We start from the raw sequence: 23,248 nt of genomic DNA, 5'->3' as shown, positions 1-23,248 counted from the left end.
GTGGATGGTGCTAGAACATGTGGGACGGCGAAGCCTCGCTGGCGGCGGGCGCCGTGCGTGAGGCGATGAAATCGCCGGTGATCATCTGGGCATAACTGGCGCCGGGGCCGACCATCGGATACACGCCGGCATCCGGATCGATCATCACTTCGAGGAAGGCCGGTCCGTCGAAGGCGAGCAAATCGGCGATGGTGGCTTCCAGTGCGTCGTTGCGTTCCAGCCGCCTGGCCCAGGCAAAGCCGTCCGCCTGCGCGGCAAGCACGAAGTCCTTCCTGTGCAGGCTCTTGTCGGAGCAGGCGAAGCGGCCCTTGAAGTACAGCTTCTGCCACTGCCGCACCATGCCGTCGCCCACGTTGTTCAGCACCACCACCTTCAGCGGCAGGTTGTAGGTGGTGACGGTTTCCAGCTCGCCGATGTTCATGCGGATGCTGGCGTCGCCATCGATGTCGATCACCAGTTTGTCGCGATGCGAGAATTGCGCGCCGATCGCCGCCGGCAGGCCGAAACCCATCGTGCCCATCGAGCCGGAGGTGAGCCAATGGCGTGGCGCGCGAAAATCAAAATACTGCGCTGCCCACATCTGGTGCTGGCCGACGCCGGTGCTGACGATGGCGCGCCCCTGGGTGTGGCGGTTGATCGCCTCGATCACCGCGTACGGCTGGATCAGGGCGCTGGCACGGTCGTAGTTCAGCGCATGCACGCGCTTCAGTTCAGCGACATGTGCATGCCAGGCGTCTAGCTGCGGGCGCCAGCCGTGTGACTGGCCGTAGGCGGTGAGTCGTTCCAGTGCGCGTGCCAGCGGGCCGATGTGGTGCCAGTGGACCGGCTTCACCTTGCCGATCTCGGCCGGGTCGATGTCGATCTGGGCGATGTACTTGGCCCGCGGCGCAAACTTGTCCGGCACGCCGGCGACGCGATCGTCGAAACGCGCGCCCAGTGCCAGCACGAAGTCGCAGTCCTCCACCGCGTAGTTGGCGTACGCGGTGCCGTGCATGCCGAGCAGGTGCAGCGCCAGTGGATCGGTGGTATCGAAGCCGCCCAGGCCCATCAGGGTGGTGGTGACCGGCAGGCCGAACGCATCGACGAAGGCACGCAAGGCGTCCGCCGCGGCTGCGGCAATCACCCCGCCGCCGGCGTAGATCAGCGGTCGCTTCGACTGCATCAGCGCGGCGAAGAAGGCGGCGCAGTCGGCATCGGCCAGCGCGGACTGTTCCACTGCACGCAGCCGAGCACGGTAGCCGGCCAGCGCCAGCTCGCCGCTGCCGCGCCAGGTCAGCGGCATGTTCTGCACATCCTTCGGCACGTCGACCACGACCGGACCGGGGCGGCCGCTGCGCGCCAGGGTGAACGCCGCGCGCACGGTCGCTTCCAGTTGCGCGGCGTCGGTGACCAGGAACACGTGCTTGGCGCACGCGCCCATGATGTTGCTGATCGGCGCTTCCTGGAACGCGTCGCTGCCGATCGATGCGGTGCCGACCTGGCCGCAGATCACCACCAGCGGGATCGAGTCGGCCATCGAGTCGCGCACCGGGGTGACCATGTTGGTGGCGCCGGGGCCGGAGGTGACCACGGCCACGCCGACCCGGCCCGAGGCGCGCGAATAGCCGGCGGCCATGAAGCCCGCGCCCTGTTCGTTGGCCGGCACCACCAGTGGCATCGGCTCGCTGCCGTCGGCGCGCGGATGCTCCGCGTTGTAGCGGAATACCGCGTCGTACACCGGCAGGATCGCGCCACCGGAATAGCCGAACATCACATCCACGCCTTCATCGGCGAGTACCTGCACGATCACTTCGGCGCCGCTCATGCTCCGACCGGCCAGCGGATGCCGGTCGGTTTTGGTATCGGCTTTCAGTGCTGGTGCATTCACAAGAGATCCCCACAAATTCGATGTCGTGCTCCGTCCCCGGTGCAAGGAATGGAGCCAGGCGGATGTGCTCCCTCCCCTGCTTGCAGGGGAGGGTCGGGGTGGGGTTGCTCTTGACCTTGATTCACGATCAAAAGCGTTACCCCCTCCCAGCCTCCCCCTGGCCATGCAGGGGGAGGAGCCAGGAGCATCAGCCGGCCTTCTTCAGCGGCGTCGCGGAGACCGCGGCGGAAGTCGGCTGCAGCCACGGCATCTGCGCGCGCAACTTCGCGCCGACCTGCTCGATCGGGTGCTCGAGGTCGGCCTGCTTGAACTTCTTGTAGTTGGGCAGGCCGGCGGCGTATTCGGCCGTCCAGTTGCGCGCGAAGGTGCCGTCCTGGATGTCGGTGAGCACCTCCTTCATGCGCGCCTTCACCCCGGCATCGACCACCCGCGGGCCGCTGACGTAGTCGCCGTACTGCGCGGTTTCGGAGACGAACTGCAGCATCTTGCTCAGGCCGCCCTCGTAGAACAGGTCGACGATCAGCTTCAGCTCGTGCATCACCTCGTAATAGGCGATCTCCGGCTGGTAGCCGGCTTCCACCAGCGTCTCGAAGCCCTTGATCACCAGTTCGCTGGCGCCGCCGCACAGCACCGCCTGCTCGCCGAACAGGTCGGTCTCGGTTTCTTCCTTGAAGTCGGTCTTGATGATCATCGCGCGGCCGCCGCCGATGCCGTCGGCGTAGGCCTTCGTTCTTGCCTCGGCCTGGCCGCTGGCGTCCTGGTGCACCGCCCAGATGCACGGCACGCCGCGCCCGCGTTCGTATTCGGTACGCACCAGTGCGCCGGGGCCCTTGGGTGCGACCAGGATCACGTCGACGTCGCTGCGCGGGTTGATCTGCTTGAAGTGCACGTTGAAGCCGTGGGCGAACAGCAGCGCCGCACCGGACTTGATGTTCGGTTCGATCGCGTCGCGATACAGCGCCGGCTGCACCATGTCGGGGGTGAGCACGGCGACCAGGTCGGCGCCACGCACGGCCTCGGCCGGATCGAGCACGGTGAAGCCGTCGGCGCGGGCCTTGAGCGAGGTCGGCCCGTTCGGGCGCAGGCCAATCACCACATCGAGACCGGAGTCGCGCAGGTTGAGCGCGTGCGCGCGGCCCTGGCTGCCGTAGCCGAGCACGGCGATGCGGGAGTTGGCGAGGGTGGTATTGCTGCTCATGCGGTAGCTCCTTCGGTAACTGCTTCAGTGAGTGGTGTGCGGATGGCGACGCGGGTATCGGGATGGGTGGTGGCGCCGTCGGAGGCGGAGCCGACCAGCAATGCGTATTTGGCCAGCGCGCCGCGACTGACTTTCGGCGCCGGCGCCTGCCAGTTCTTGCGGCGCGCGACGAGGTCGGCGTCTGTGCGCAGTTCGCGCTGGCCGGCATCGATGGCGATGCGGTCGCCGTCGCGCAGCAGCGCGATCGGACCGCCGCGCGCCGCTTCCGGCGCGACGTGGCCGACCATGAAGCCGTGGGTGGCGCCGCTGAAGCGGCCGTCGGTGATCAGCGCCACGTGATCGCCCAGGCCGCGACCGACCAGGGCGGCGGTGACGCCGAGCATTTCGCGCATGCCGGGGCCGCCGGCCGGGCCTTCGTTGCGGATGACCAGCACGTCGCCGGCGTGGATACGATCGCCCTGCACCGCGGCGAACGCCTCCTCCTCGCTCTCGAACACGCGCGCCATGCCTTCGAAACTGCCGCTCCTGCCGGGAATCTTCAGGATGCAGCCTTCCGGCGCGAGATTGCCGTAGAGGATCGAATAGCCGCCGCGCGGCTTCAGCGGATCGCTGACCGGGTGCACCACGTCCTGGGCTGCGGCACGCGGCGCCGCGGTTACCTCGGTGAACAGCGAGCGGCCGGTGACCGTCGGCGTGTCCTCCAGCATGCCGGCGGCGATCAGCTCCTGCGCCACGCGCGCACTGCCGCCGGCACCGAACAGTTCCACCGCGGTATAGCGCCCGCCGGGCAACAGGTCGGCGATCACCGGCGTGTGCACGGAGGCCGGCTCGAAATCCTCCAGCGTCCACTCGACGCCGGCTTCGCGGGCGATCGCCAGCAGATGCAGCACGGCGTTGGTGGAGCCGGCGGTGGCGGCGACCATGCGCGCGGCGTTGCGCATCGAGCTGCGGGTGATCAGCGCGCGTGGCGTGCGGTTCTCGCGCAGGCATTCCATCACCAGCTCGCCGCTACGGAAGGCCGCCGCGCCCTTGGCCGGATGGGTCGCCGGGATGTCGTTGAAGCCCACCGGCGACAAGCCCATCGTGGTCAGCACCATCGCCATCGTATTGGCGGTGAACTGGCCGCCGCAGGCACCGGCGCCGGGACAGGCGTCGCGCTCCACCGCGGTTAGCTCCTCGTCGCTGATCTTGCCCGCGCCGTGCGCGCCGACCGCCTCGAACACCTGCTGGATGGTGATCGGATGCTGGTCATGCGTGCCGTGCGCGATGCTGCCGCCGTACAGCGCCACCGCCGGGATATCCAGCCGCGCCATCGCCATCGCGGCAGCCGGGATGGTCTTGTCGCAGCCGCACAGCACCACCATCGCGTCCAGGCAATGGCCGTCCACCGCCAGCTCGATCGAGTCGGTGATCACTTCGCGGCTGATCAGCGACGAACGCATGCCCGGCGTGCCCATGGCGATGCCGTCGGTCACCGCGATGGTGTTGAACTCGACCGGTGTGCCGCCGGCGGCGCGCACGCCAGCGGCGGCCTCGACCGCCAGCTCGCGCAGGTTGAGGTTGCACGGGCTGACGTTCGACCAGGTGTGCACGATGGCGACGATCGGCCTGGCGATCGCCGCGTCGTCGAGGCCGGTGGCGCGCAGCATGGCGCGGGCGGGTGCGCGGTCGGGGCCGCTCTTGATCAGGTCACTGCGCATGAAACACCTCCGAATGAGGGTGCCCCGACCTGCCGGTGCGGATGCACCGGCGGAACGGCGAAGCCGGCCCGAAGGGCGAGCGCCAGGGATGGTGCGAGTCAGGGGCGGATGGGGAGCGGAGGGCCGCGTTGAAGCCGCTCGGAGAGAACTCATCGCAGGGCTCTCTGGTTGCAAAAAAAGCGCCCCCGGCGTGCTGAGGGAGGTTGGTCGGACGGGACAGGGCAACGGCGTCATCGCGACGACCACCAGCCGTCCGTGCCGATGGCACGCAGGGGGCAGCAGAAAGAGCGGGTACGTCCGTGTGCCCGCCGGGGAAACCTGGTCGGATCAGCCGCATGCGCGTGCTCCGCAAAAGAACGCCGCCGCGCGGTCGGCGTGGTCCTCGATGGCCGCGAGCACGGCATCGCGCACTTCGGCGGTGCCGGCGTGACCGCCGATGTCGCGACTGTGCGGGCCATGCCGCAATACGTTCTCCACCGCCGACTCCACCGCGATCGCTTCGGCTTCCAGGCCCAGCGAATGGCGCAGCAGCAGCGCCGCGGAGAGGATCGCGCCGACCGGATTGGCCACGCCGGTGCCGGCGATGTCCGGGGCCGAGCCGTGGATCGGCTCGTACAGTCCGATCTTGCCGTCGCCCAGCGAGGCCGACGGCAACAGGCCCAGCGAGCCGGCCAGCGCCGCGGCCTCGTCGGTGAGGATGTCGCCGAACAGGTTCTCGGTGACCACCACGTCGTAGCGGTTCGGCTGGGTCAGCAGCAGCATCGCCATCGAGTCGACCAGCTGGTGCTCGACCTTCACGTCGGGGTAGTCGGCGGCGATGCGCTGCACCGTGCTGCGCCACAGCCGCGAGGTTTCCAGCACGTTGGCCTTGTCGACCGAGGTGAGGTGCTGCCGACGCTCACGCGCCAGCACAAACGCGCGACGAACCACGCGCTCGATCTCGGTCACGGTGTATCTGCACTCGTCGGTGGCGGCGTCGGCCGTGCGCGTCTTCGCACCGAAATAGGCACCGCCGGTGAGTTCGCGCACGAACAGCACGTCGACATGCTTCAGCCGGTCGTTCTTCAGCGGCGACAGATTGGCCAGCGCCGGATGCACCTGCAGCGGGCGCAGGTTGGCGTAGACGCCGAGCGCGGCGCGCAGGGCCAGCAAGCCCTGTTCGGGGCGCACCGGCGCGTTCGGGTCGGACCATTTCGGTCCACCGACGGCGCCCAGCAGCACCGCATCGGCGGATCGGCAGGCGGCCAGCGATGCGGCGGGCAGCGGCTCTCCGGTGGAGTCGATCGCGCTGCCGCCGATGAGTTGCTCGTCGAACGTGAAGTCGTGTTCGTAGCGTGCGGCCACCGTTTTCAATACCGCCACCGCGGCGGCGGTGACCTCGGGGCCGACGCCATCGCCGGGCAGGGTAACGATGCGTGCCTTCATGCCGCTTGCTCCAGGTGTTTTTCGTAAGAGGTGATCGCGTCTTCGTGTTGCAGCAGGTAGCCCAGCTGATCGACGCCGTTGAGCAGGCAGTGCCGTGCGAACGCGTCCAGCCGGAACGGAATGCGGCCACCATCGGGCAGCGCGATGAACTGTTCGCGCACGTCGATGCTCAGCTCGATGCCCGGATGCTTGAGCAGCCAGCGGTGTTCAAGTTCATCGATGACGATGGCGAGCAGGCCGTTCTTCAGCGCGTTGCCGCGGAAGATGTCGGCGATCTCGCTGCACAGCACGGCCTGGATGCCGTAATCGAGCAGCGCCCACGGCGCATGTTCGCGCGACGAGCCGCAACCGAAATTGCGTCCGGCAACCAGGATCGTGCAGCCCTTCGCTTCGGGCCGGTTCAACGGAAAGGCAGGGTTGTCGTTGCCATCCGGCTGATAACGCCAGTCATGGAAGCAGAGCTTGCCCAGTCCGTCGCGGGTGGTGGTGGTGAGGAAGCGCGCCGGGATGATGCGGTCGGTGTCGATGTTCTCGTCGGCCAGCACGGCGGTGCGGGAATGGAGGCGGGTGATGGGATTCATGGCTGGCTCGTCTGAGAAGTGAGTGGAGAGGAGTGAGAAGTGAGAGAAGGGCGAAGAGCGGGCGCGCGCAGAGAGAACTCGCCGGCATGCGGCTCCTGCTCTCTCTCACTTCTCACTCCTCTACCCCCACTCCTGCCTCTCATGCCGCCACCTCCACCAGGTACTCGCGTGGATCGGCAATGCGCCCGGCCACCGCACTTGCGGCAGCTGTCGCCGGGCTGGCCAGCACGGTGCGCGCGCCCTTGCCCTGGCGACCTTCGAAGTTGCGGTTGGAGGTGCTCACCACCAGCTGGCCCGGCTGCGCCAGGTCGCCGTTCATCGCGATGCACATCGAGCAGCCGGGTACGCGCCACTCGGCGCCGGCGGCGGTGAACACGTGGTGCAGGCCTTCGCGCTCGGCGTCGCGGCGCACCGCCTCGGAGCCGGGCACCACCAGCATGCGCACGCCACTGGCAATCCGACGGCCGTGCAGCACGCGCGCCGCTTCGCGCAGGTCGGACAGGCGCGAGTTGGTGCAGCTGCCGACGAACACCACGTCGACCGGCGTGCCCTGCATCGGCTGGCCGGGCTTGCTCTGCATGTAGTCGAGCGCGCGGCGTTCCTGCGCGTTGGTGGCCGTCGGCACCGGCGCATCCATCGCGATCGCCATGCCTGGATGGGTGCCGTAGGTGACGGTGGGTTTCACGGCGCTCGCGTCGATGCGTACTTCGCGGTCGTAGTGCGCGCCATCGTCGCTGCGCAATGCACGCCACTTCGCCACCGCCGGGTCCCAAGCTGCACCCTGCGGCACGCGCGGTCGGCCCTTCAGCCAGGTAAACGTGGTCTCGTCCGGCGCGATCAGCCCGGCGCGCGCGCCGGCCTCGATCGACATGTTGCAGACGGTCATGCGCTCGTCCATCGACAGCGCCTCGATCGCCGCGCCGCGGTACTCGAGTACATAGCCGGTGCCGCCATCGACGCCGATCGTGCCGATGATGTGCAGGATCAGATCCTTCGCACCCACGCCCGGCGGCAGCTGGCCGTCGACGTGGATTGCCATGGTCTTCGGCCTGCGCTGCAGCAGGCACTGCGTGGCCATCACATGGCCGACCTCGGTGGTGCCGATGCCGAACGCCAGTGCGCCGAATGCACCGTGAGTGGAGGTGTGGCTGTCGCCGCAGACGATGGTCATGCCGGGCTGGGTGGCGCCAAGCTCGGGGCCGATCACGTGCACGATGCCGCGGTCGGCGCTGTCCCAGCCGTGCAGCTCGACACCGAACTCGCGACAGTTGGTTTCCAGCTGCACGACCTGCGCCTGTGCTTCGGCGTTCGCATACGGACGGCTGCCGTCGGCATTCGTGGGCAGGGTCGGCGTGGAGTGATCCAGCGTGGCCAGCATGCGGTCGGGCCGGCGCAGCTTCAGTCCGCGCGCGCGCAGTTCGCTGAACGCCTGCGGCGAGGTGACTTCATGCACCAGGTGCAGGTCGACGTAGATCACCGCCGGCGTGTCGGCAGTTTCCGCGGCGACGACGTGGGCGTCCCAGACCTTTTCGAACAGGGTCTGCGGGTTCATGCCGCTGCCTCCGTCATGTCGTGCGCGCGTTCTTGCACGCGCTCACCCACGGCGGTCGGTGCCGCGTTGACCAACTCCAGCCAGTTCCAACGGTCTTCGGTGCGCCCGTCGAACAGGCCGAAGAACGCCTGCTGCAACTGCTTCGTCACCGGCCCGGGCGCGCCCTTGCCGATCGCCTTGCGGTCGACCGAGCGCACCGGCGTGATCTCGGCGGCGGTGCCGGTCATGAACACCTCGTCGGCCGAATACAGCGCTTCGCGCGGCAGGTCGCGTTCTTCCACCGCGATGCCGAGGTCGGCAGCGAGGCTGATCACGCTGTCGCGGGTGATGCCGGCCAGGATGCCCGCGCTGGACGGCGGGGTGAGCAGCTTGCCGCGCTTGACCAGGAAGATGTTCTCGCCGGCACCTTCGCTGAGCAGGCCGTTGTGGCCCAGCGCGATGCCTTCGTCGTAGCCGTTGCGGCGCGCCTCCAGCCCGACCAGCTGGCTGTTGAGGTAGTTGCCGCCGGCCTTGGCCCAGCTCGGCAGGGTGTTCGGTGCGGGCCGGTTCCACGACGACACGCAGACGTCGGCGCCGCGCTCGGCGGCCTCGCCCAGGTAGGCGCCCCAGTTCAACGCGATCAGCGCCACTTCGACCGGAGCGTCCGGCTTTGCCAGCACGCCCAGGCCGCCGGCGCCGCGGAACACGATCGGTCGCACATAGGCCGACGGCATCGCGTTGGCGCGGACCAGTTCCAGGCAGGCGGCGTTGATCTCGTCTTCGCTGTAGCCCACATCGATCTCGTACACGCGCGCCGATTCGAACAGCCGCCGGGTGTGATCGGCCAGCCGAAAGTAGGCCGGGCCGCGCGGCGTGGCGTAGACCCGCTCGCCCTCGAACACCGACGAGCCGTAGTGCAGAGCGTGTGCGCTGACGTGGACATTGGCCTCGGTCCAGGGCTTGATCCGGCCGTTGTGCCAGAGGAAGGTCGGGTTGCTCATGCGGTGGCTCCGCGGGCGCGTGCGATAACGGAAACGGTGGTTGGCGTCTGGCGTTCGATCCGGTTGACAATGACCAGCGCGGCCAGCGCGGCGGCTTCGACGATGTCGGTGCTGCTGCCGTGACCGCGCCAGGTGCGCGCGGCATGGCGGGCGCTCAATTGCGCGTGGCCTTCGGCGTCGGCGCCTTCACCCAGTGCGTCGATCTGGAAGCGGGTCAGTTCCAGCGGGGTGCCGGTGGCGCGCTCGATCGCGCGCAGCACCGCGTCGACCGGGCCGTCGCCGATCGCCGCCTCGCCGACCTGATGGCCGTCGTCATGGGCCAGCTTCACCGAGGCCGAAGCGTTGCCGCCCAAATGCGAGTTGGCATGCAGTTGCACCAGATGCCATGGGCCGGTGGCGTGCGGGTCGTGGCCGAGCGCCAGCGCTTCCAGGTCTTCGTCGTGCAGCTCGCGGCCGTGGTCGGCCAGTGTCTTGAAACGCGCGAAGATGTCGTCCAGCGCGGCGTCATCCGGGGTGTAGCCCATCGCGTCCAGGCGTTGGCGCAAGGCGGCGCGGCCGGAATGCTTGCCCATCACCAGGCTGGTCTCGGCGATGCCGACGTCCTGCGGCCGCATGATTTCGTAGGTGCCGCGGTGCTTCAGCATGCCGTGCTGATGGATGCCCGACTCGTGCGCAAATGCATTGGCACCGACGATCGCCTTGTTGCGCGGCACCGTCTGGCCGGTCAGTTCGCTGAGCAGGCGCGAGCTCGGATACAGCTGGCGGGTGTCGACGCGGCTGTCGACGCCGAAGTGCGGCGCGCGCACCTTCAGCGCCATCACCACTTCTTCCAGCGCCGCGTTGCCCGCGCGCTCGCCGATGCCGTTGATGGTGCATTCGACCTGGCGCGCGCCGGCGCTCACCGCGGCGAGGCTGTTCGCCACCGCCATGCCCAGGTCGTCGTGGCAATGGCTGGAGAAGATCACCTGGTCTGCGCCCTTCACGTGCCGACGCAAGTACTCGAACAGCGCGACGATTTCCGATGGCGTGGTGTAGCCGACGGTGTCCGGCGCGTTCAGCGTGGTGGCACCGGCGGCCACCGCGGCGCTGAACACCTCGACCAGGAATTCGGGTTCGGTGCGCAACGCGTCCTCGGCGGAAAACTCCACTTCGTCGCACAGCGTGCGAGCCCGCTCGATCGCGCGCACCGCGGTGTCCAGCACCTGCGCCTTGCTCATGCCCAGCTTGTGCTCGCGGTGCAGCGGGCTGGTCGACAGGAACAGGTGGATGCGCGAATGGCGAGCCGACTGCAGTGCGCGGGCGGCGCTGTCGATGTCGCCGTCCTGGCAGCGCGCCAGGCCGCATACCGTGGTGTTCTTCAGCGCACCGGCGATCTCCGCAACGGCAGCAAAATCGTCCGGCGAGGCCTGCGGAAAACCCGCTTCCAGCACGTCCACGCCGAGCGCCTCGAGCTGTTGCGCCATGCGCAGTTTCGCGCGCCGGTCCATCGAGAAACCGGGCGCCTGCTCGCCGTCGCGCAAGGTGGTGTCGAAGATCCGCACGCGTTCGGCGACTACCTCGTCGCCGGTCGGGGCATTTTGCTGGTCGGGGTTTTTCATCATGGCTCCGCTGTGTGGGCGGCGCCGAAGGCACAAAAAAACCCCGCATCCGTTTCCGGGTGCGGGGTTCTTTGGGTGTTTTCAGGTCTTTCTAGCTACCTGGACACGTGCCCTCAGCCCGCACCTCCGTTGGTAATGAGGAGTACGAGTACGAGGGCAAGAAGGAGCGTGCCGCGAGCCTGCAGCAAGCCGGCAACCGTCAGGAGACGGTTTTCCTTGGCGATGCTGTGGTGGCTGTTGCGCTGCGACATGTGATCGAACGTACGTCAGTTCAAATGACCTTGTCAACACTTTTCTTCAACTTGTGCCGACTTCCGCATAAAACGGACATACAGACGTCCAGATGTCCAGATGACAGGGGCGCGTCAGGCCCGCCGGTACCCGGCTCAGGCGCGGAGAGGACTTGGCTCAGGGAAGCTTTGCCAGAGCGGTGGCAGAGGAGGATTCAATGGCGGCCAGTAGGAGACGTGTTCGATCCCACGTGCGCCTGATCACGCTCATAGTCGATGAGTGTCTGGTTGGCCAGCATATAGTCCTTCTTGGCCAGGGCGGCCTGGAGCATGGTCGCGACTTCCTGGCTGCTCTTGCCGTGCAAGGAATCGTGATGGACGTTCTGCGCAAGGCTCGGTTGGTAGGCGCTCGCCACTGCCTGGGCGGCCTGTGGCGACATGCCAAGGCGTTGCCAGGCTTCGGCGAGTTTGCTGCGAAGCTTGGTCAGGTTGGCTAGCGAGTTGACATAGGTCTGCCGATCGCCTTGCCTGAAACTGTTGTCCACACCCTGCTGGTTGCGCATGTCGTTCTGCTGGAGGTTATACGCTGACTGGGATTGCGCCAGAGCGTTCTGCTCACAGAATGCAGTTCCTGCCAGCACGACAAGCACGCCGATAGTGGTTGGTCCCTTCATATTGGTACCTCTTCGGTTGGAGCTGTTGCTCAAGTATCGAAGGCGCAGAGCCGTCTCTCGCGGGTCGTCGTGCTCGCCGTCTCGTTCAGCCATTGCCCGCAGTCAAGCAGGTCTCGATCGGGAACCTTGCGCCAGGAAGCTGCAGCTGCAAGTGAGTTCGGTCGCGTGGGCGGGAGGTCCGGCACCGGGAAGCGGTCCTTTACACCCTGCCTGAGGGTCGCGAAGAAAGTCTCAGTGGCGGCTACCCGGTGACCTGTGCGTTCCTATGCGCACCTGATTCTGTTCGTAGTCAATGAGCGTCTGGTTGGCCATCATGTAGTCCCCCTTGGTCAGGGCAGATTGGAGCATGGTTGCGATTTCCTGGCTGCTCTTGCCGCTAAGGGAGTCGTGATGAATCCCCCTCGCAAGATTCGGTTTATAAGCGTTAGCCACCGCTTGCGCCGCTTGGGCTGACAAGCCGAGGCTTTGCCAGGCCTGCGCCAGATTGTCGCGAAGCTTGGTCAGATCGACCAGGGAATTGACGTAGTTATGACTATAACGTTGCTGAAAATCGCTGTTCACGTTCTGATCGATGCGCATCGTGCTTTGTTGAAGGTCGTAATTGGATTCGGTGTTCTGCGCATGGAGTGAGGTGCATGCCAGTACAGCAAACGCGCAGATCAAAATCAGTTTCATCATTTCGTCTTTCCTCCGTGATTGATGGGCATCGTGTAGCGAAAGTCCACACAGCCGGGGGTCTGCCGTGCCCGTCCCGGCTGATCCGGCTCCTGGCTGGCCAAGACGCTGCGGCCAAGCCGTGAAGACTGCGAAAACACTTTCCGCCGTCATCTGCGTCAGGTGGTTGTGGAAATGACATCAGTCACGGTTGGCTGGAGAATTTCCGACGTCGTGCGCAACTGCTGACGCTGATAGGCGACGTACATCTGATTGGCGAGCATAAAGTCCTTCTTGGCAGGCGCCGCCTGGAGCGGGGTGGCGACCTCCTGGCTGTTTTTGCCCCCTAGCGAGAGAGGTGCGGCGTTGTGCGCCGACTCCAGCCGATAGGCGTCGGCCACCGCATGGGCTGTCTGCGGCGACGGCCCAGAGGTTTGCCAGGCCCACGCGAACCTTGCCCGGTGCTCCCTCAGTTCCATCAGAGCGTTGCCGTCATTAAGCCGGTTGCCTGCCTGCGCGTCCCACGAACCTTTCGGGCACCAGCAGATCAGTGCTGGCCATCCGGCGACGGGTCTGTGCCGAGCCTTGATCGCTTTGTCTGGAAGTCGATCAGCGTCTGGTTCGCCAGCAGATAGTCCTTTTTTGCCAGCGACGAACGGATCAGTGCTGCGATCTGGTCATCGGACATGCCTTGCAGCGAGGCGCGTCGGGAGTTCAACGAAAAATTCGGGTTATAGGCAGCCGCGACCATCTTGGCCGCCGGGGACGACAGTCCAAGCGCTTGCCAGGCTTCTGCGAGCTTGACGCGCAGCTTGTTGAGATTGGCCAGGGAATTGATCGAGGTCTGGCGGTCGTTGTGCTGCAAATCGTTGTACCAGTTCGCCCGCATGCGAGACTCGCTCTGCTGAATGTCGTATGCCGAATGCGAGAGCCGGCTCAAGTCACTGGGGTCCTGTGCATGCGACTCTTGTGCGTGCAGCGCAGGCGCTGCGAGCGCGACCAAGGCAAAGGTGATCGTCAACCTCTTCATGGGGTGCTCCCTCCATAGAAAAATGAAGCGTGCCATCGAACCGGCATGGGCTGACTGCCCTGCTGGCAGCGGGTCTCGGCGTCCGGTCTGCGGGCTCCACCCGAAAACTAAACCCGGGAGTACCCGGATGCAAGCGGTTTGATCGGGCTGCCAGCAGCCGCCATCGCGGGAGGGCCATGCGACTTGGCTTCTGGCGATTCTCAATCGCTGCTCCCGTGTCATTCGGGAGCAGGAGCGCCAGGGCAAGAGGGGCGCGTCGCGAGCCGGCGGCCGGCAACAGCCGTGAGGCGGGTTTCCCTGGCGATACCGCGATGACTGTTGCGCTGCGACAGGTGATCAACCTCACGCAGGTTCGAAAGCGCGTCGATAGCGGCGCTTGCCATCAAGTGCCAACGACATCTTTTGAATATATGGGCGGCCAGGCGTCCATACGCCTCTGCGCCTGGCGTGGACGCCAGCCGATCATCGCTGCCGATGCGGGCGCACTGGCCAAGATCGCCTTCCAGGCACTTGCGGCAAGGGCGCGGGCAATGGCGCCAGCACCACCGCCCAAAAGAATGGGGGTTGTGGCTCGAAGCTCCAGCGATACGATCGATCATCACAGCTTTGGCCCTCGACTCCGGGTCAGCCTCGTGCCCTTTTGGCCGCGACCGGAATTGGGCTGTTCGGTCCGGCCTGGCGAATTTCGTCTCCATGGCAAGCCCATGAAGGCTGCTGGAAACCAGCAGAGTGAGCGGCCGCGAAGCTGATGGACGCAACATCGATTCTCGTCGTCAATCAGGCTTCGGCCCGATCGCGCAACAGTGCCGTCCGCAATGCTTCTTTATCTGCTGCGAGGGGCTGGGCTTCGGCATGGCGTTCCAGCATGGCGGCAAGGGCAGCAGGGATGGCAACCGGATGACCGATCAATGGCTCGACCACACTCTCGAATTTTGCGGCGTGTGCGGTGGACACGACCACCCATGCAGACGTATCCCCCGCCTCCCGCAAGCGATCGAGTTCATGCATGGCCGTGGCGGTGTGCGGGCAGAAAATTTCGTCGTGATCGCGAGCATGGGTGGTGATGGTTTGACGGATGGTGTCGTCGTCGACGCTGCGGGCCTGAAGCAGATGACGCAGTTCGGTCTCGTCGGGGAAGGTCCAGCGCAGACGCTCGAAATTGCTGGGCGCGCCGACGTCCATCGCGTTGGCGATGGTGGCGATGGCTTCGCGTGGCTGGTAATCGTGGCCGGAAAAGTAGTCGGGCAGGGTGGCGTTGGCGTTGCAGGCTAGGCGCACTTCGCCGATCGGCAAGCCCATTTCACGTGCCCACAAGCAGGCCATGGCGTTGCCGAGGTTGCCGGTGGGGACGATGAAATTCAGCGCTGTCCCGTGCTCGCGCCACCAGCCCAGCGTGGCGTGCGCGTAGTAGCTCATCTGCGGCAGCAATCGCCCGAGGCTGATGCTGTTGGCCGAGGACATGGGCACGGCAGCCTGCAATTCGACATCGTTGAGCGCGGCCTTGACCATGCGCTGGCAGTCATCGAAGCGACCGTCCACACGCAACGCGGTGACGTTGTCGCCGAAGCAGCCGAGTTGGTGGGCCTGGCGTGGCGATACCCGTCCGTCGGGGTAGAGGATCACCACTTTCAGGCCGGGTCGACCATGAAACGCGGCCGCCACGGCTGCGCCGGTATCACCGGAGGTCGCCACCAGAACGGTCAGCGGCTTCGTGCTGATGCGGGTCAGGCAGGCGGCGAGGAAGCGTGCGCCGAAATCCTTGAAGGCCGAGGTGGGCCCGTGGAACAGCTCCAGCATCAGCGCGTCTGGATGCGCTGGCAGCGCGCGCAGTGGCGCATCGAAGGTGAAAGCTTCGGCGCAGATCGCCGGCAGTTGGTCGGCCAATGCATCGCCGGCGAAGAACGGCGCCAGCAGGGTCGCGGCGGTAGCGGCCAGCGAGCCGCGTGGGTCGAAGGTGGCTGGATCGAGCGTGGGCAGCTTCCCGGGCACGTACAGGCCGCCGTCCGGGGCCAGCCCGGCGGCAATCGCCTGGCTGATCGGCACCGTGGTGCTGGCGCTGCGGGTGCTGTGGTAGCGGATCGGCGCGCTCATCGCTGGGTCTCGTCGAGGGAAGCGATCAAGGCGGCAGCCGGGCCGTTGATCGGTGAGACCCACGCCTCGCTGTCCAGCCCGACCTCGGCGAATGCGGCCTGCATCGCCACGCTGGCTGCTTCGGCTTCGGCGCGGTTGTCGTACCAGCCGAACACGCTGGGACCGGCGCCGGAGATGCTGGCGCCCATGGCGTGATGATCCAGCGCCGCCTGCTTCACCCGGGCAAAGTTCGGGATCAGTGGCGCGCGGCGCGGCTCCACCAGCACGTCCTGCAGTCCTTCGCGCACCAGCGAGGCGTCGCTGCGGTAGCAACCAGCGAGCACCAGCGCCAGGTTGCTGCTCTGCGCCACGAACTCGCCGAGTGCGTAGTGGCCGGCCAGTGCGGCGCGTGCCGTGCGTGTTTCCAGCACCACGTGCGGATGCACCAGCGCGCAATGCCACGCCGCCGGTACCTCGATGCGCAACAGGCGGTCGTGGGTGGCCAGCACCAGTCCGCCGAGCAGCATCGAACCGAGATTGTCGCCATGCCGGCTGCCGCTGGCCACCGCCTCGCCGTCCAGCGCGAATGCGTACAGCGCATCGCGCGACAGCGGGTGTTCCAGCAACGCGTTGGCGGCGACCAGCGCGGCCACGCAGGAAGCGGCCGAGCCGCCCATGCCCGAGCCCAGCGCAATGCCCTTGTGCAGCACCAGCTCGAAGCCGTATTCCAGGCCCAGCGCCTGGTGCAGCGAGAGCAGCGCGGTGCCGGCGGTGTTGGCGCGCGGGTCGGTCGGCAAGCCGGTGACGCAGCCGCGGATCGCCGCGATGCGCACCACCGGTTCGTTGATGCGGCGCACCTCGGCGCGGTCGCCGGCGCCGGCCACGCTGTGGCCGAGCAGGTCGAAGCCGACGCCGACGTTGCCCACGCTGGCGGGGGCGAAGGCGCAGGCGACCTGGGGGCGTTCGGGGTGGCGCGGTGCGGCCATGACGGGTTCCAGTAGTGGCGTGTTCATGCGCGCGCCTCCAGCGACTCGGCGATGCGCAGCAGATCGGTGAACACGCCGGCGGCGGTCACCTCGGGACCGGCGCCGGGACCTTGCACCGACAGCGGATTATCGCAGTAGCGACGGGTGGTGAACTGCACGATGTTGTCGGTCAGCCGGGTGTGGGCGAAGGCGTGGCTGGACGGCAGCACCTGCAAGCGCACGCTGGCGCGACCGTGCCGGTCCAGCTGGGCCACATGGCGCAGCACGCCGCCAGCGGCGTGGGCTTCGGCCAGCCTGGCCGCCATCGGCGCGTCCAGTTCGTCCAGCCGCTGCATGAATGCGTCGCGTGACAGCGCGGCGAGTGCAGGCGGCACCAGGCCTTCCAGATCGACCTCTTCCAGCGACAACGGCCAGCCCGCCTCGCGCGCCAGGATCACCAGCTTGCGCGCCACGTCGAGGCCGGACAGATCATCGCGCGGGTCCGGTTCGGTATAGCCCAGTGCGTGCGCCTCGCGCACCAGCGCGGAGAACGGCTGCCGGCCATCGTGACGGTTGCACAGCCAGGCCAGGGTGCCGGAGAACATGCCGTCGACGGCGAGCAACTCGTCGCCGGTGTCGAGCAGGTCACGCAAGGTCTGCACCACCGGCAGGCCGGCGCAGACGGTGGCCTCGTAGCGGAAGCGCGCGCCGCCGGCGCAGGCCGCGCGAATCGCCTGCCAGCGCGGCAGCGGTCCGCTGCCGGCCAGCTTGTTCGGGGTGACCACGTGCAGGCCGGCGGCCAGCCAGCGCGGATAATGCGCGGCCACCTCGTCGTTGGCGCTGCAGTCGATCAGCAGGGCGTGCCGGCCATCGTTGCCGCGCACGTGATCGGCGAACGCATCGAGATCATTCGGTCGCCAGATCTGCGCGCCGTCGTGGCGACCGTTGAGTTCGGCATCGTCGCAGTCCAGCCACATCCGCTTGCTGGCCACCACGCCGCAGAGTTTCAGTTCCAGTCCGCTGTCGCGGAGCAGTCGCGGTTGCGCGGCGCGCAGTTGTTCGAGCAGGGCACTGCCGACGCGGCCGGGGCCGATCACGCCGAGCGCCAGCACGCGCCTACGCGTGCCGCCGCTGCGCTGCATCGATAGCGGCGGCAACCTGAAATGCTGGACTTGCTCGGGTGCACAGGTGATCACGACAGCCTCTCCGTGGGAGGCCCGATCTCGCTGGCGTGTCGGCATCGGCCGGCCCGCCTCGTCGAGGGCGGGCCGTTGCGTGTGGAAAACTAACTACGCACGACACCCCGCCCGGAACCCGTCGTACCGGTACCGGTGGTAATCGTCGTGGTAATCGTGGCGATGACGCCCACGCGCAAGCGCATGCAGCCGGTGCGGACCGGTGCGAAAAGCATGCGTGCTGGCGTGGAAAGCGGCGACATGAAACCGACCTTACGGGGATTGCTGCGCTGCGGTCAACAGATTCATTTGCAACTTCTTCGCGTCGCCAACGCCGGCGTGGCGACCTGCGGCAGGTTGTCGCGAGCCCGAAGCGGCGCACTGCGCAGGCCTACAATCGGCGGATGAACCTGCTTCCTCCCCTGCGCACGATGTTCCGCGCAGCCGTCGTGCTGTTTGCGTTCGGCGTCTGCGCGGCGGCCTCTGCCGCATCGCCCGAAAACGGCGCGCCCGCGGTGCCCGACAGCATGGAACAGCGCGTCGCCGCCTGTACCAGTTGTCACGGCGCCCAGGGTGCCGGGGCGTCGGACGACGTGTTGATCCCGCGCCTGGCCGGCAAGCCGGCGGGATATCTGCTGCAGCAACTGGAGTATTTCCAGACCGGCCAGCGCCAGCACGCGCCGATGGAATACGTGGTGCGCCAGCTCAGCCCGGCCTACCTGCGCCAGATCGCGGAGTACTTCGCGCAGCAGGACGCGCCGTATCGCAAGCTGCCGGTGCCGACGGTTTCAGCGCAGACCATGCGTCGTGGCGAACAGCTGGTTCTGCGTGGCGACGCCACCCGCGGCGTGCCGTCATGCGTCAGTTGCCACGGCGCCAAACTCACCGGCGTGCGGCCGATGATGCCCGGGCTGATGGGTTTGTCGTATGGCTACCTCAGCGCCCAACTGGTGTCGTGGCGCACCCGCACCCGCGCCGCCGAGGGTCCGTATTGCATGGGCGTGGTGGCCAATCGCATGCGCGAATCGGATATCACCGCGGTGTCCGCATGGCTGGCCAGCCATGACTTGCCGGCCGACCTGCATCCGGTGCCCGCCAGCGCGCAAACCGAGCCGTTGCCCGGCTGGTGCGTGATGGGCCATAGCGGAGCGACGCCATGAGTTGGCTGCGTCGCGGATGGTGGCTGTGGCTCATCCTGCTGCTCGGGGCGGCGACCTGGTGGTGGTTGGCGCGTGATCACCTGGCGCCGTCGTCGCCCGCGCAACGTGCAACGGACGCGACGGCACTGCAGGCTCCCGGTCTGGTGGCGCGCGGTGAATACCTGGCCACGATCGGCGACTGTGCCGCCTGCCACACGGCGCGCGACGGCCAGCGTTACGCCGGCGGCCGCGCGCTGGCCACGCCGTTCGGCGACGTGCCGGCGCCGAACATCACCCCCGATCCGGAAACCGGCATCGGCGCGTGGAGCTTCGACGACTTCTGGCGCGCGCTGCATGACGGCAAGGAGCGCCACGGTGAGCTGTTGTACCCGGTGTTCTCGTACACCTCGTTCACCAAGGTCACCCGCGACGACGCGCTGGCGATCTTCGCCTACCTGAAGTCGTTGCCACCGGTGCATCGCCCTGACAGCGAACTCGGCCTCGACTTCCCGTACAACATGCGCAGCAGCCTGCTGGCGTGGCGCGCGCTGTACTTCAAGCCGGGTGTGTTCCAGCCCGACCCGGCGAAGTCGCCCGAATGGAATCGCGGCGCCTACCTGGTGCAGGGCCTGGGCCATTGCAACGAATGCCACACCACGCGTGATTCGCTGGGCGGCATCGAGCAGGGCCGCCACCTCACCGGCGGCCGGATTCCGGCGATGAACTGGTACGCCCCTGACCTCAGCACCCAGGCCGGTGGCGGCCTGGCCGGCTGGAGTGCGCAGGACATCGTCGACCTGCTGAAGACCGGCCAGTCGGCGAAGGGCGCGGCGTTCGGCCCGATGGCCGACGTGGTGCGCCTGAGCACCCAGCACATGACCGATGCCGACCTGCAGTCGATGGCGATCTATCTGCAATCGCTGCCGCCACGTGCACAAGCCGCGCCCGTGCCGTTCAAGCGGGCGGCCAGCCATGAGCAGGGCGGCAAGCTCTACGCCCAACGCTGCGCCGATTGCCATGGCGGTAACGGCCAGGGTGTGGCCGGCATCTATCCACCGCTGGACGGCAATACCTCGGTCACCGAACCGACCGGCATCAACGCGACGCGCAGCGTGCTGCTCGGTGGCTTCGCCCCGGCCACGGCCGGCAACCCGCAACCGTATTCGATGCCGCCGTTCGCCCAGCAACTGAGCGATGACGATGTCGCCGCGGTGGTCAGCTACATCCGCCAGTCATGGTCGAACCAGGCGGGGCCGGTGAAGCCCGCGGATGTGAGCACCTATCGGCACACGCCGATCGATTGAGTGGTTGGCGGCGCCAGGCTTTTCTCCCTCCCCTGCAAGCAGGGGAGGGTCGGGGTGGGGTTCGCTCCTGATCTTTTGTTTCTTCGATTCCTATCGCTGAAATCAGGAGCAAGAGCTTTCGTCTGCCTGCGGCAGCCGAGCCACCTTTCTCTGTTTGGCCAGAGAAACGTGGCCCAAAGAGAGGCCACCCCGCTTCCGCGCCTTGCGGACATCCTGTCCGCAAGGTTCGCGAGTCGGGGCCGGGCTTTTCGACAGCACATCCCTGTGCTGGCGAAAAGGCATCGGCATCCATGCCGATGCCCGCTGCGCGGCCTGTCGACCCCGCCTCGCCGCTGCAGAGGGGCCCCGGGCAAAGCAGCGGGCCATCCTGGCCCGCACTCGGTGCGCCACCGCGTTGCGGCGGCGAAAACCACGAGCCAATCCCATAATTCGACGTGCTGCCAAACTTTGCCAAGGGACAACGACCGGTAAAAAAAGGGCGCCTGAGAAGTCAATCTGGCCCGGTGCTAGTTCCCTCACCGAACGACTGCTTCGCCGAAAACGGACCTCACCTCTTAGATGACTTGGGATATTCGACAGGATTGGCATGACCTCGAGCGTAGGGAGTCACTCCGGCTTGCTGCTCTGCACCCCATGCCTTGCCAGAAATCGTCCCGGCGACGCTGGTAGCGCCGAAGACAGCCGCCGCTATAGAGAGAACGAAGCACCAAGCTTCTATCTGCGCTAAGCGCATCGGCATGCGGAATCGATGAAGGATAGGGTTCTTGCTCTCCCTTGCGCGGATAAGAGCCCTCTCGGCGACCAGCCGAACAATCGGCCCAAGTTGGGACTGAAATTTTTTCATGAGGGCCGCCAAGTCGAAATCGGCGTTGAGGTCTATGTTCCGCTGATTGGCGATATCTCGAATCTTCGTAGCGTCGGCATCGAATGCCTGCAGAGTGGCCTGAATTTCGCGATTCAGTTCCTCCTGCATTGCGATGAGGGCAGCGACATATATGGCGAGCAATTTGGTTAGTGCCCCCAGACCTACAGCTACGGCAAACGCAGTAATCGCCCGAGCATACGCAACCTCAACAGCAGTACGACCACAGCACCTACACCTGCCGTGAACCATGAAGCATAGTTACCTAGCTCTGCTGGAAACCGGGTAAGCAGCGCAACGAAAATCTTCGCGGCACCAGTGTTTTCGTGGTTCTCCTTGTTGAGCCTATTCCATTCGACGAGTGGGTCATTGGTTGAATCCCCTTCAGTCATTTCGCCCCCTGTGCTCTTACCGCGATTGCGCTGCTAACCATCAGCCCTTACGCAGCATATACGGACTGTCCGTGTCGGGTCGAAAGCAGCCCCCGGACCGGTCAAGTGCACACTGTTGTGGTTCTCCTGCAAGCTGATCCTGAGGCTGACTCAACGAGCGCAGCGTGAGACGTTTTTCGCGCGCGTGACTTGAGGGACGACAGCTGCCAATTGCGTCGGAGGCGCAAGCGGCGTGGCTTTGGCTTTTCTGAAAAGTGCGGGCCAGGATGGCCCGCTGCTCTACCCGGGGCCCCTCTGCAGCGGCGGGCGGGTGGAGGATCAGCCCGAAGGGTGCCTGACATGGATGTCAGGCAGTTTGGCGTCAGGGCAGGATGCCCTGTCGACAAACCCCGCAACCCGCGCGCGAACCTCGCAGGCAGGATGCCTGCGAGGCGCGGAAGCGGGGTGTCGTTTTCTCTTGGGTACTTCTCTTTTGGACAAGCCAGTACTGTCCGGTTAATCGGGGAATAGAATCAACTGGTTAGCGGCGTCGCTTCCGGAACTCGGTAGTTCTTGCTGCCGCAGGGTGCGTTCCAGTGAGGTTTGCTCGAATAGCGTCACGCTCAGGATCTGTAAAATTTCGTAGAGCGAAGCCTTCAAGTGAAGGCGCTTGCGCACGATGGCGATGAGCACATAGACGGCAACGGCGATCCAGACCTGGGTCTTCACGGCATTGAGTGAGGTGCCGAAAAATGCCTTGATATGTAGGTGCTGCTTGATCCATTTGAAGAAGATTTCGATCTGCCAGCGATGGCGATACAAGGCGCTGATCGTCGTTGCTGGTAGTGAGAAGTGATTGGTCAACAGGACGATGGATTGACCGCTGTCGGGATCACGTACACGTACGCGACGCAGGACACAGGGATACCTCGCACGGACCACATCGCGCACCAGCACCACGGTCTGATCGCAACCGATCAGACGTCGATCTGCCACCGGTTGAGAATAGCGTCGACGCACGCGCAGGTTCTTCTTCGTGCGCATGAGGAAGAACGCACCCTCGCAGTGGAAGCGGTACAAGCGCTCGAAGTCGAGGTAGGCACGATCCATCACATAGATCGCGCCTGGCTCGGGCATCAGCTCGTCGAGCATGTGCACATCGTGCTGGCGTGACTCGGAAAAGCTGATCACGGTGGGGATGGCACCGCGGATGTCGAGCAGCGTATGCAGCTTGAGACCGCCGCGACCAAGGTGCATGGCACGCGCCCACGGGAACACCGACAGGCAGAGTTCAATCGTGGTCGAGTCGAGTGCATAGGCAGTGTGGGCCAACTCGATATCGAGCGGATCGTTGACATAGAGTCGTCGGGCCGTCGTGATCAGGCCCTGTGCAAACTCGGCATAGATACGCCAGTCACGCTGTTCGTTGGCATCGGCCAAGGTGCTGCGCGCCACATGTCCGCGGATGCCAAGGTGATAAAGCTTGGCCTGGTGCGCGCGCAGACAGATCTCGATATCGCGCAGGCTCTCGCGTCCGCTGAGCTGAGCGAAAGCCATGCACAGAAACTGATCGAGGCAGGTAAAGCGTTTCACGTAGCGATCGCCGTCGTACTTCGCGACGAGGCGTCGGAACGTATGCATTGGCAGATGCCGCATGAGCTGTGTGAATACAAATTGGCCTTCGTGCATGGCGACGCCCTCCCGGTGAGGTCGTCCAGCTTGAGGCCAGCACGGTTGAAATCGCTAACACCCGAACAATGCCATTTTTGTCGCACGATCAAACGTTTACTGAGATCGCCGAGCACTTTCCCCGGACAGTACTGGGACAAGCAAAAGAGAAGTACCTCGCCCTCCGAAGGAGGACGAAAGCTCT

At 66.1% G+C, this 23,248-nt stretch carries 20 protein-coding genes; 3 read left to right on the top strand and 17 right to left on the bottom strand.

The features are described from left to right. Positions 1 to 10 precede the first annotated feature (10 nt). The 12 genes from ilvB to ACQGNJ_RS17245 form a co-directional block, all read right to left on the bottom strand. Positions 11 to 1,867: a biosynthetic-type acetolactate synthase large subunit gene (ilvB, locus tag ACQGNJ_RS17300; protein WP_426690483.1), complete on the bottom strand. Its 1,857-nt coding sequence runs from the start codon at positions 1,865 to 1,867 to the stop codon at positions 11 to 13. 187 nt (positions 1,868 to 2,054) lie between these two features. Further along, positions 2,055 to 3,065 (bottom strand): ketol-acid reductoisomerase, encoded by a 1,011-nt coding sequence (gene ilvC / locus ACQGNJ_RS17295; protein ID WP_426690482.1) that lies wholly within the window; start codon positions 3,063 to 3,065, stop codon positions 2,055 to 2,057. After that, entirely contained in the window at positions 3,062 to 4,765 is a 1,704-nt protein-coding gene (ilvD, locus tag ACQGNJ_RS17290) for a dihydroxy-acid dehydratase (protein ID WP_426690481.1), read from the bottom strand. The genes ilvC and ilvD overlap by 4 nt, the downstream gene beginning before the upstream one ends. A gap of 327 nt (positions 4,766 to 5,092) precedes the next feature. After that, positions 5,093 to 6,190, bottom strand: coding sequence for a 3-isopropylmalate dehydrogenase (gene leuB / locus ACQGNJ_RS17285; protein ID WP_426690480.1), 1,098 nt, complete (start codon positions 6,188 to 6,190; stop codon positions 5,093 to 5,095). Continuing rightward, positions 6,187 to 6,771 (bottom strand): 3-isopropylmalate dehydratase small subunit, encoded by a 585-nt coding sequence (leuD, locus tag ACQGNJ_RS17280; protein ID WP_426690479.1) that lies wholly within the window; start codon positions 6,769 to 6,771, stop codon positions 6,187 to 6,189. Before leuD ends, leuB begins: the two co-directional genes overlap by 4 nt. A 139-nt stretch (positions 6,772 to 6,910) precedes the next feature. Continuing rightward, complete coding sequence (gene leuC, locus ACQGNJ_RS17275; RefSeq protein ID WP_426690478.1) at positions 6,911 to 8,323, bottom strand: 3-isopropylmalate dehydratase large subunit; 1,413 nt, start codon at positions 8,321 to 8,323, stop codon at positions 6,911 to 6,913. Continuing rightward, entirely contained in the window at positions 8,320 to 9,303 is a 984-nt protein-coding gene (locus tag ACQGNJ_RS17270) for a branched-chain amino acid transaminase (RefSeq protein ID WP_426690477.1), read from the bottom strand. Before ACQGNJ_RS17270 ends, leuC begins: the two co-directional genes overlap by 4 nt. After that, positions 9,300 to 10,901: a 2-isopropylmalate synthase gene (locus tag ACQGNJ_RS17265; RefSeq protein WP_426690476.1), complete on the bottom strand. Its 1,602-nt coding sequence runs from the start codon at positions 10,899 to 10,901 to the stop codon at positions 9,300 to 9,302. Before ACQGNJ_RS17265 ends, ACQGNJ_RS17270 begins: the two co-directional genes overlap by 4 nt. Before the next feature lie 445 nt (positions 10,902 to 11,346). After that, on the bottom strand, positions 11,347 to 11,805 hold the full coding sequence (locus ACQGNJ_RS17260; RefSeq protein WP_426690475.1) for a hypothetical protein: 459 nt from the start codon (positions 11,803 to 11,805) through the stop codon (positions 11,347 to 11,349). A gap of 231 nt (positions 11,806 to 12,036) precedes the next feature. After that, complete coding sequence (locus tag ACQGNJ_RS17255) at positions 12,037 to 12,483, bottom strand: hypothetical protein (protein ID WP_426690474.1); 447 nt, start codon at positions 12,481 to 12,483, stop codon at positions 12,037 to 12,039. A gap of 155 nt (positions 12,484 to 12,638) precedes the next feature. Then, a complete protein-coding gene (locus tag ACQGNJ_RS17250; RefSeq protein WP_426690473.1) occupies positions 12,639 to 12,938 on the bottom strand; it encodes a hypothetical protein in 300 nt (99 codons plus the stop codon). A gap of 68 nt (positions 12,939 to 13,006) precedes the next feature. Then, positions 13,007 to 13,489 (bottom strand): hypothetical protein, encoded by a 483-nt coding sequence (locus ACQGNJ_RS17245; protein WP_426690472.1) that lies wholly within the window; start codon positions 13,487 to 13,489, stop codon positions 13,007 to 13,009. A gap of 311 nt (positions 13,490 to 13,800) precedes the next feature. Here ACQGNJ_RS17245 and ACQGNJ_RS17240 point away from each other — a divergent pair, with 311 nt between their 5' ends. Continuing rightward, a complete protein-coding gene (locus ACQGNJ_RS17240; RefSeq protein WP_426690471.1) occupies positions 13,801 to 14,238 on the top strand; it encodes a hypothetical protein in 438 nt (145 codons plus the stop codon). Positions 14,239 to 14,266: 28 nt separating this feature from the next. On the opposite strand, the gene thrC is transcribed toward ACQGNJ_RS17240, so the two are convergent. From thrC to ACQGNJ_RS17225, 3 genes are read right to left on the bottom strand one after another with little or no spacing between them, the layout of a single operon-like run. Further along, positions 14,267 to 15,580, bottom strand: a complete 1,314-nt coding sequence (gene thrC / locus ACQGNJ_RS17235) for a threonine synthase (protein WP_426690470.1) — start codon at positions 15,578 to 15,580, stop codon at positions 14,267 to 14,269. Continuing rightward, the gene (locus tag ACQGNJ_RS17230; protein ID WP_426690680.1) at positions 15,577 to 16,545 is read right to left on the bottom strand and encodes a homoserine kinase; all 969 of its coding nucleotides are present in this window, start codon (positions 16,543 to 16,545) and stop codon (positions 15,577 to 15,579) included. The genes thrC and ACQGNJ_RS17230 overlap by 4 nt, the downstream gene beginning before the upstream one ends. A 23-nt stretch (positions 16,546 to 16,568) precedes the next feature. Then, positions 16,569 to 17,720 carry a homoserine dehydrogenase family protein gene (locus ACQGNJ_RS17225; RefSeq protein ID WP_426690469.1) on the bottom strand — a complete coding sequence of 384 codons (1,152 nt, stop codon included), beginning with the start codon at positions 17,718 to 17,720 and terminating at the stop codon, positions 16,569 to 16,571. A 383-nt stretch (positions 17,721 to 18,103) separates the two neighbouring features. On the opposite strand from ACQGNJ_RS17225, the gene ACQGNJ_RS17220 reads away from it, so the two are divergent. Both ACQGNJ_RS17220 and ACQGNJ_RS17215 read left to right on the top strand, forming a co-directional pair. Continuing rightward, on the top strand, positions 18,104 to 18,859 hold the full coding sequence (locus ACQGNJ_RS17220) for a c-type cytochrome (RefSeq protein WP_426690468.1): 756 nt from the start codon (positions 18,104 to 18,106) through the stop codon (positions 18,857 to 18,859). After that, the gene (locus tag ACQGNJ_RS17215) at positions 18,856 to 20,142 is read left to right on the top strand and encodes a c-type cytochrome (RefSeq protein WP_426690467.1); all 1,287 of its coding nucleotides are present in this window, start codon (positions 18,856 to 18,858) and stop codon (positions 20,140 to 20,142) included. The genes ACQGNJ_RS17220 and ACQGNJ_RS17215 overlap by 4 nt, the downstream gene beginning before the upstream one ends. Positions 20,143 to 20,689: 547 nt before the next feature. Here ACQGNJ_RS17215 and ACQGNJ_RS17210 read toward each other — a convergent pair. After that, positions 20,690 to 21,115 (bottom strand): hypothetical protein, encoded by a 426-nt coding sequence (locus ACQGNJ_RS17210; RefSeq protein WP_426690466.1) that lies wholly within the window; start codon positions 21,113 to 21,115, stop codon positions 20,690 to 20,692. A 776-nt stretch (positions 21,116 to 21,891) separates the two neighbouring features. Continuing rightward, entirely contained in the window at positions 21,892 to 23,064 is a 1,173-nt protein-coding gene (locus ACQGNJ_RS17205) for an IS4 family transposase (RefSeq protein WP_426687204.1), read from the bottom strand. Between the last annotated feature and the right edge of the window lie 184 nt (positions 23,065 to 23,248).

The sequence above is a fragment of the Rhodanobacter ginsengiterrae genome, from assembly GCF_050026815.1.
Taxonomy (GTDB): domain Bacteria; phylum Pseudomonadota; class Gammaproteobacteria; order Xanthomonadales; family Rhodanobacteraceae; genus Rhodanobacter; species Rhodanobacter ginsengiterrae.
Note: the sequence above shows the minus strand (reverse complement) of the source record. Positions and strands in the feature narration are given on the sequence as shown.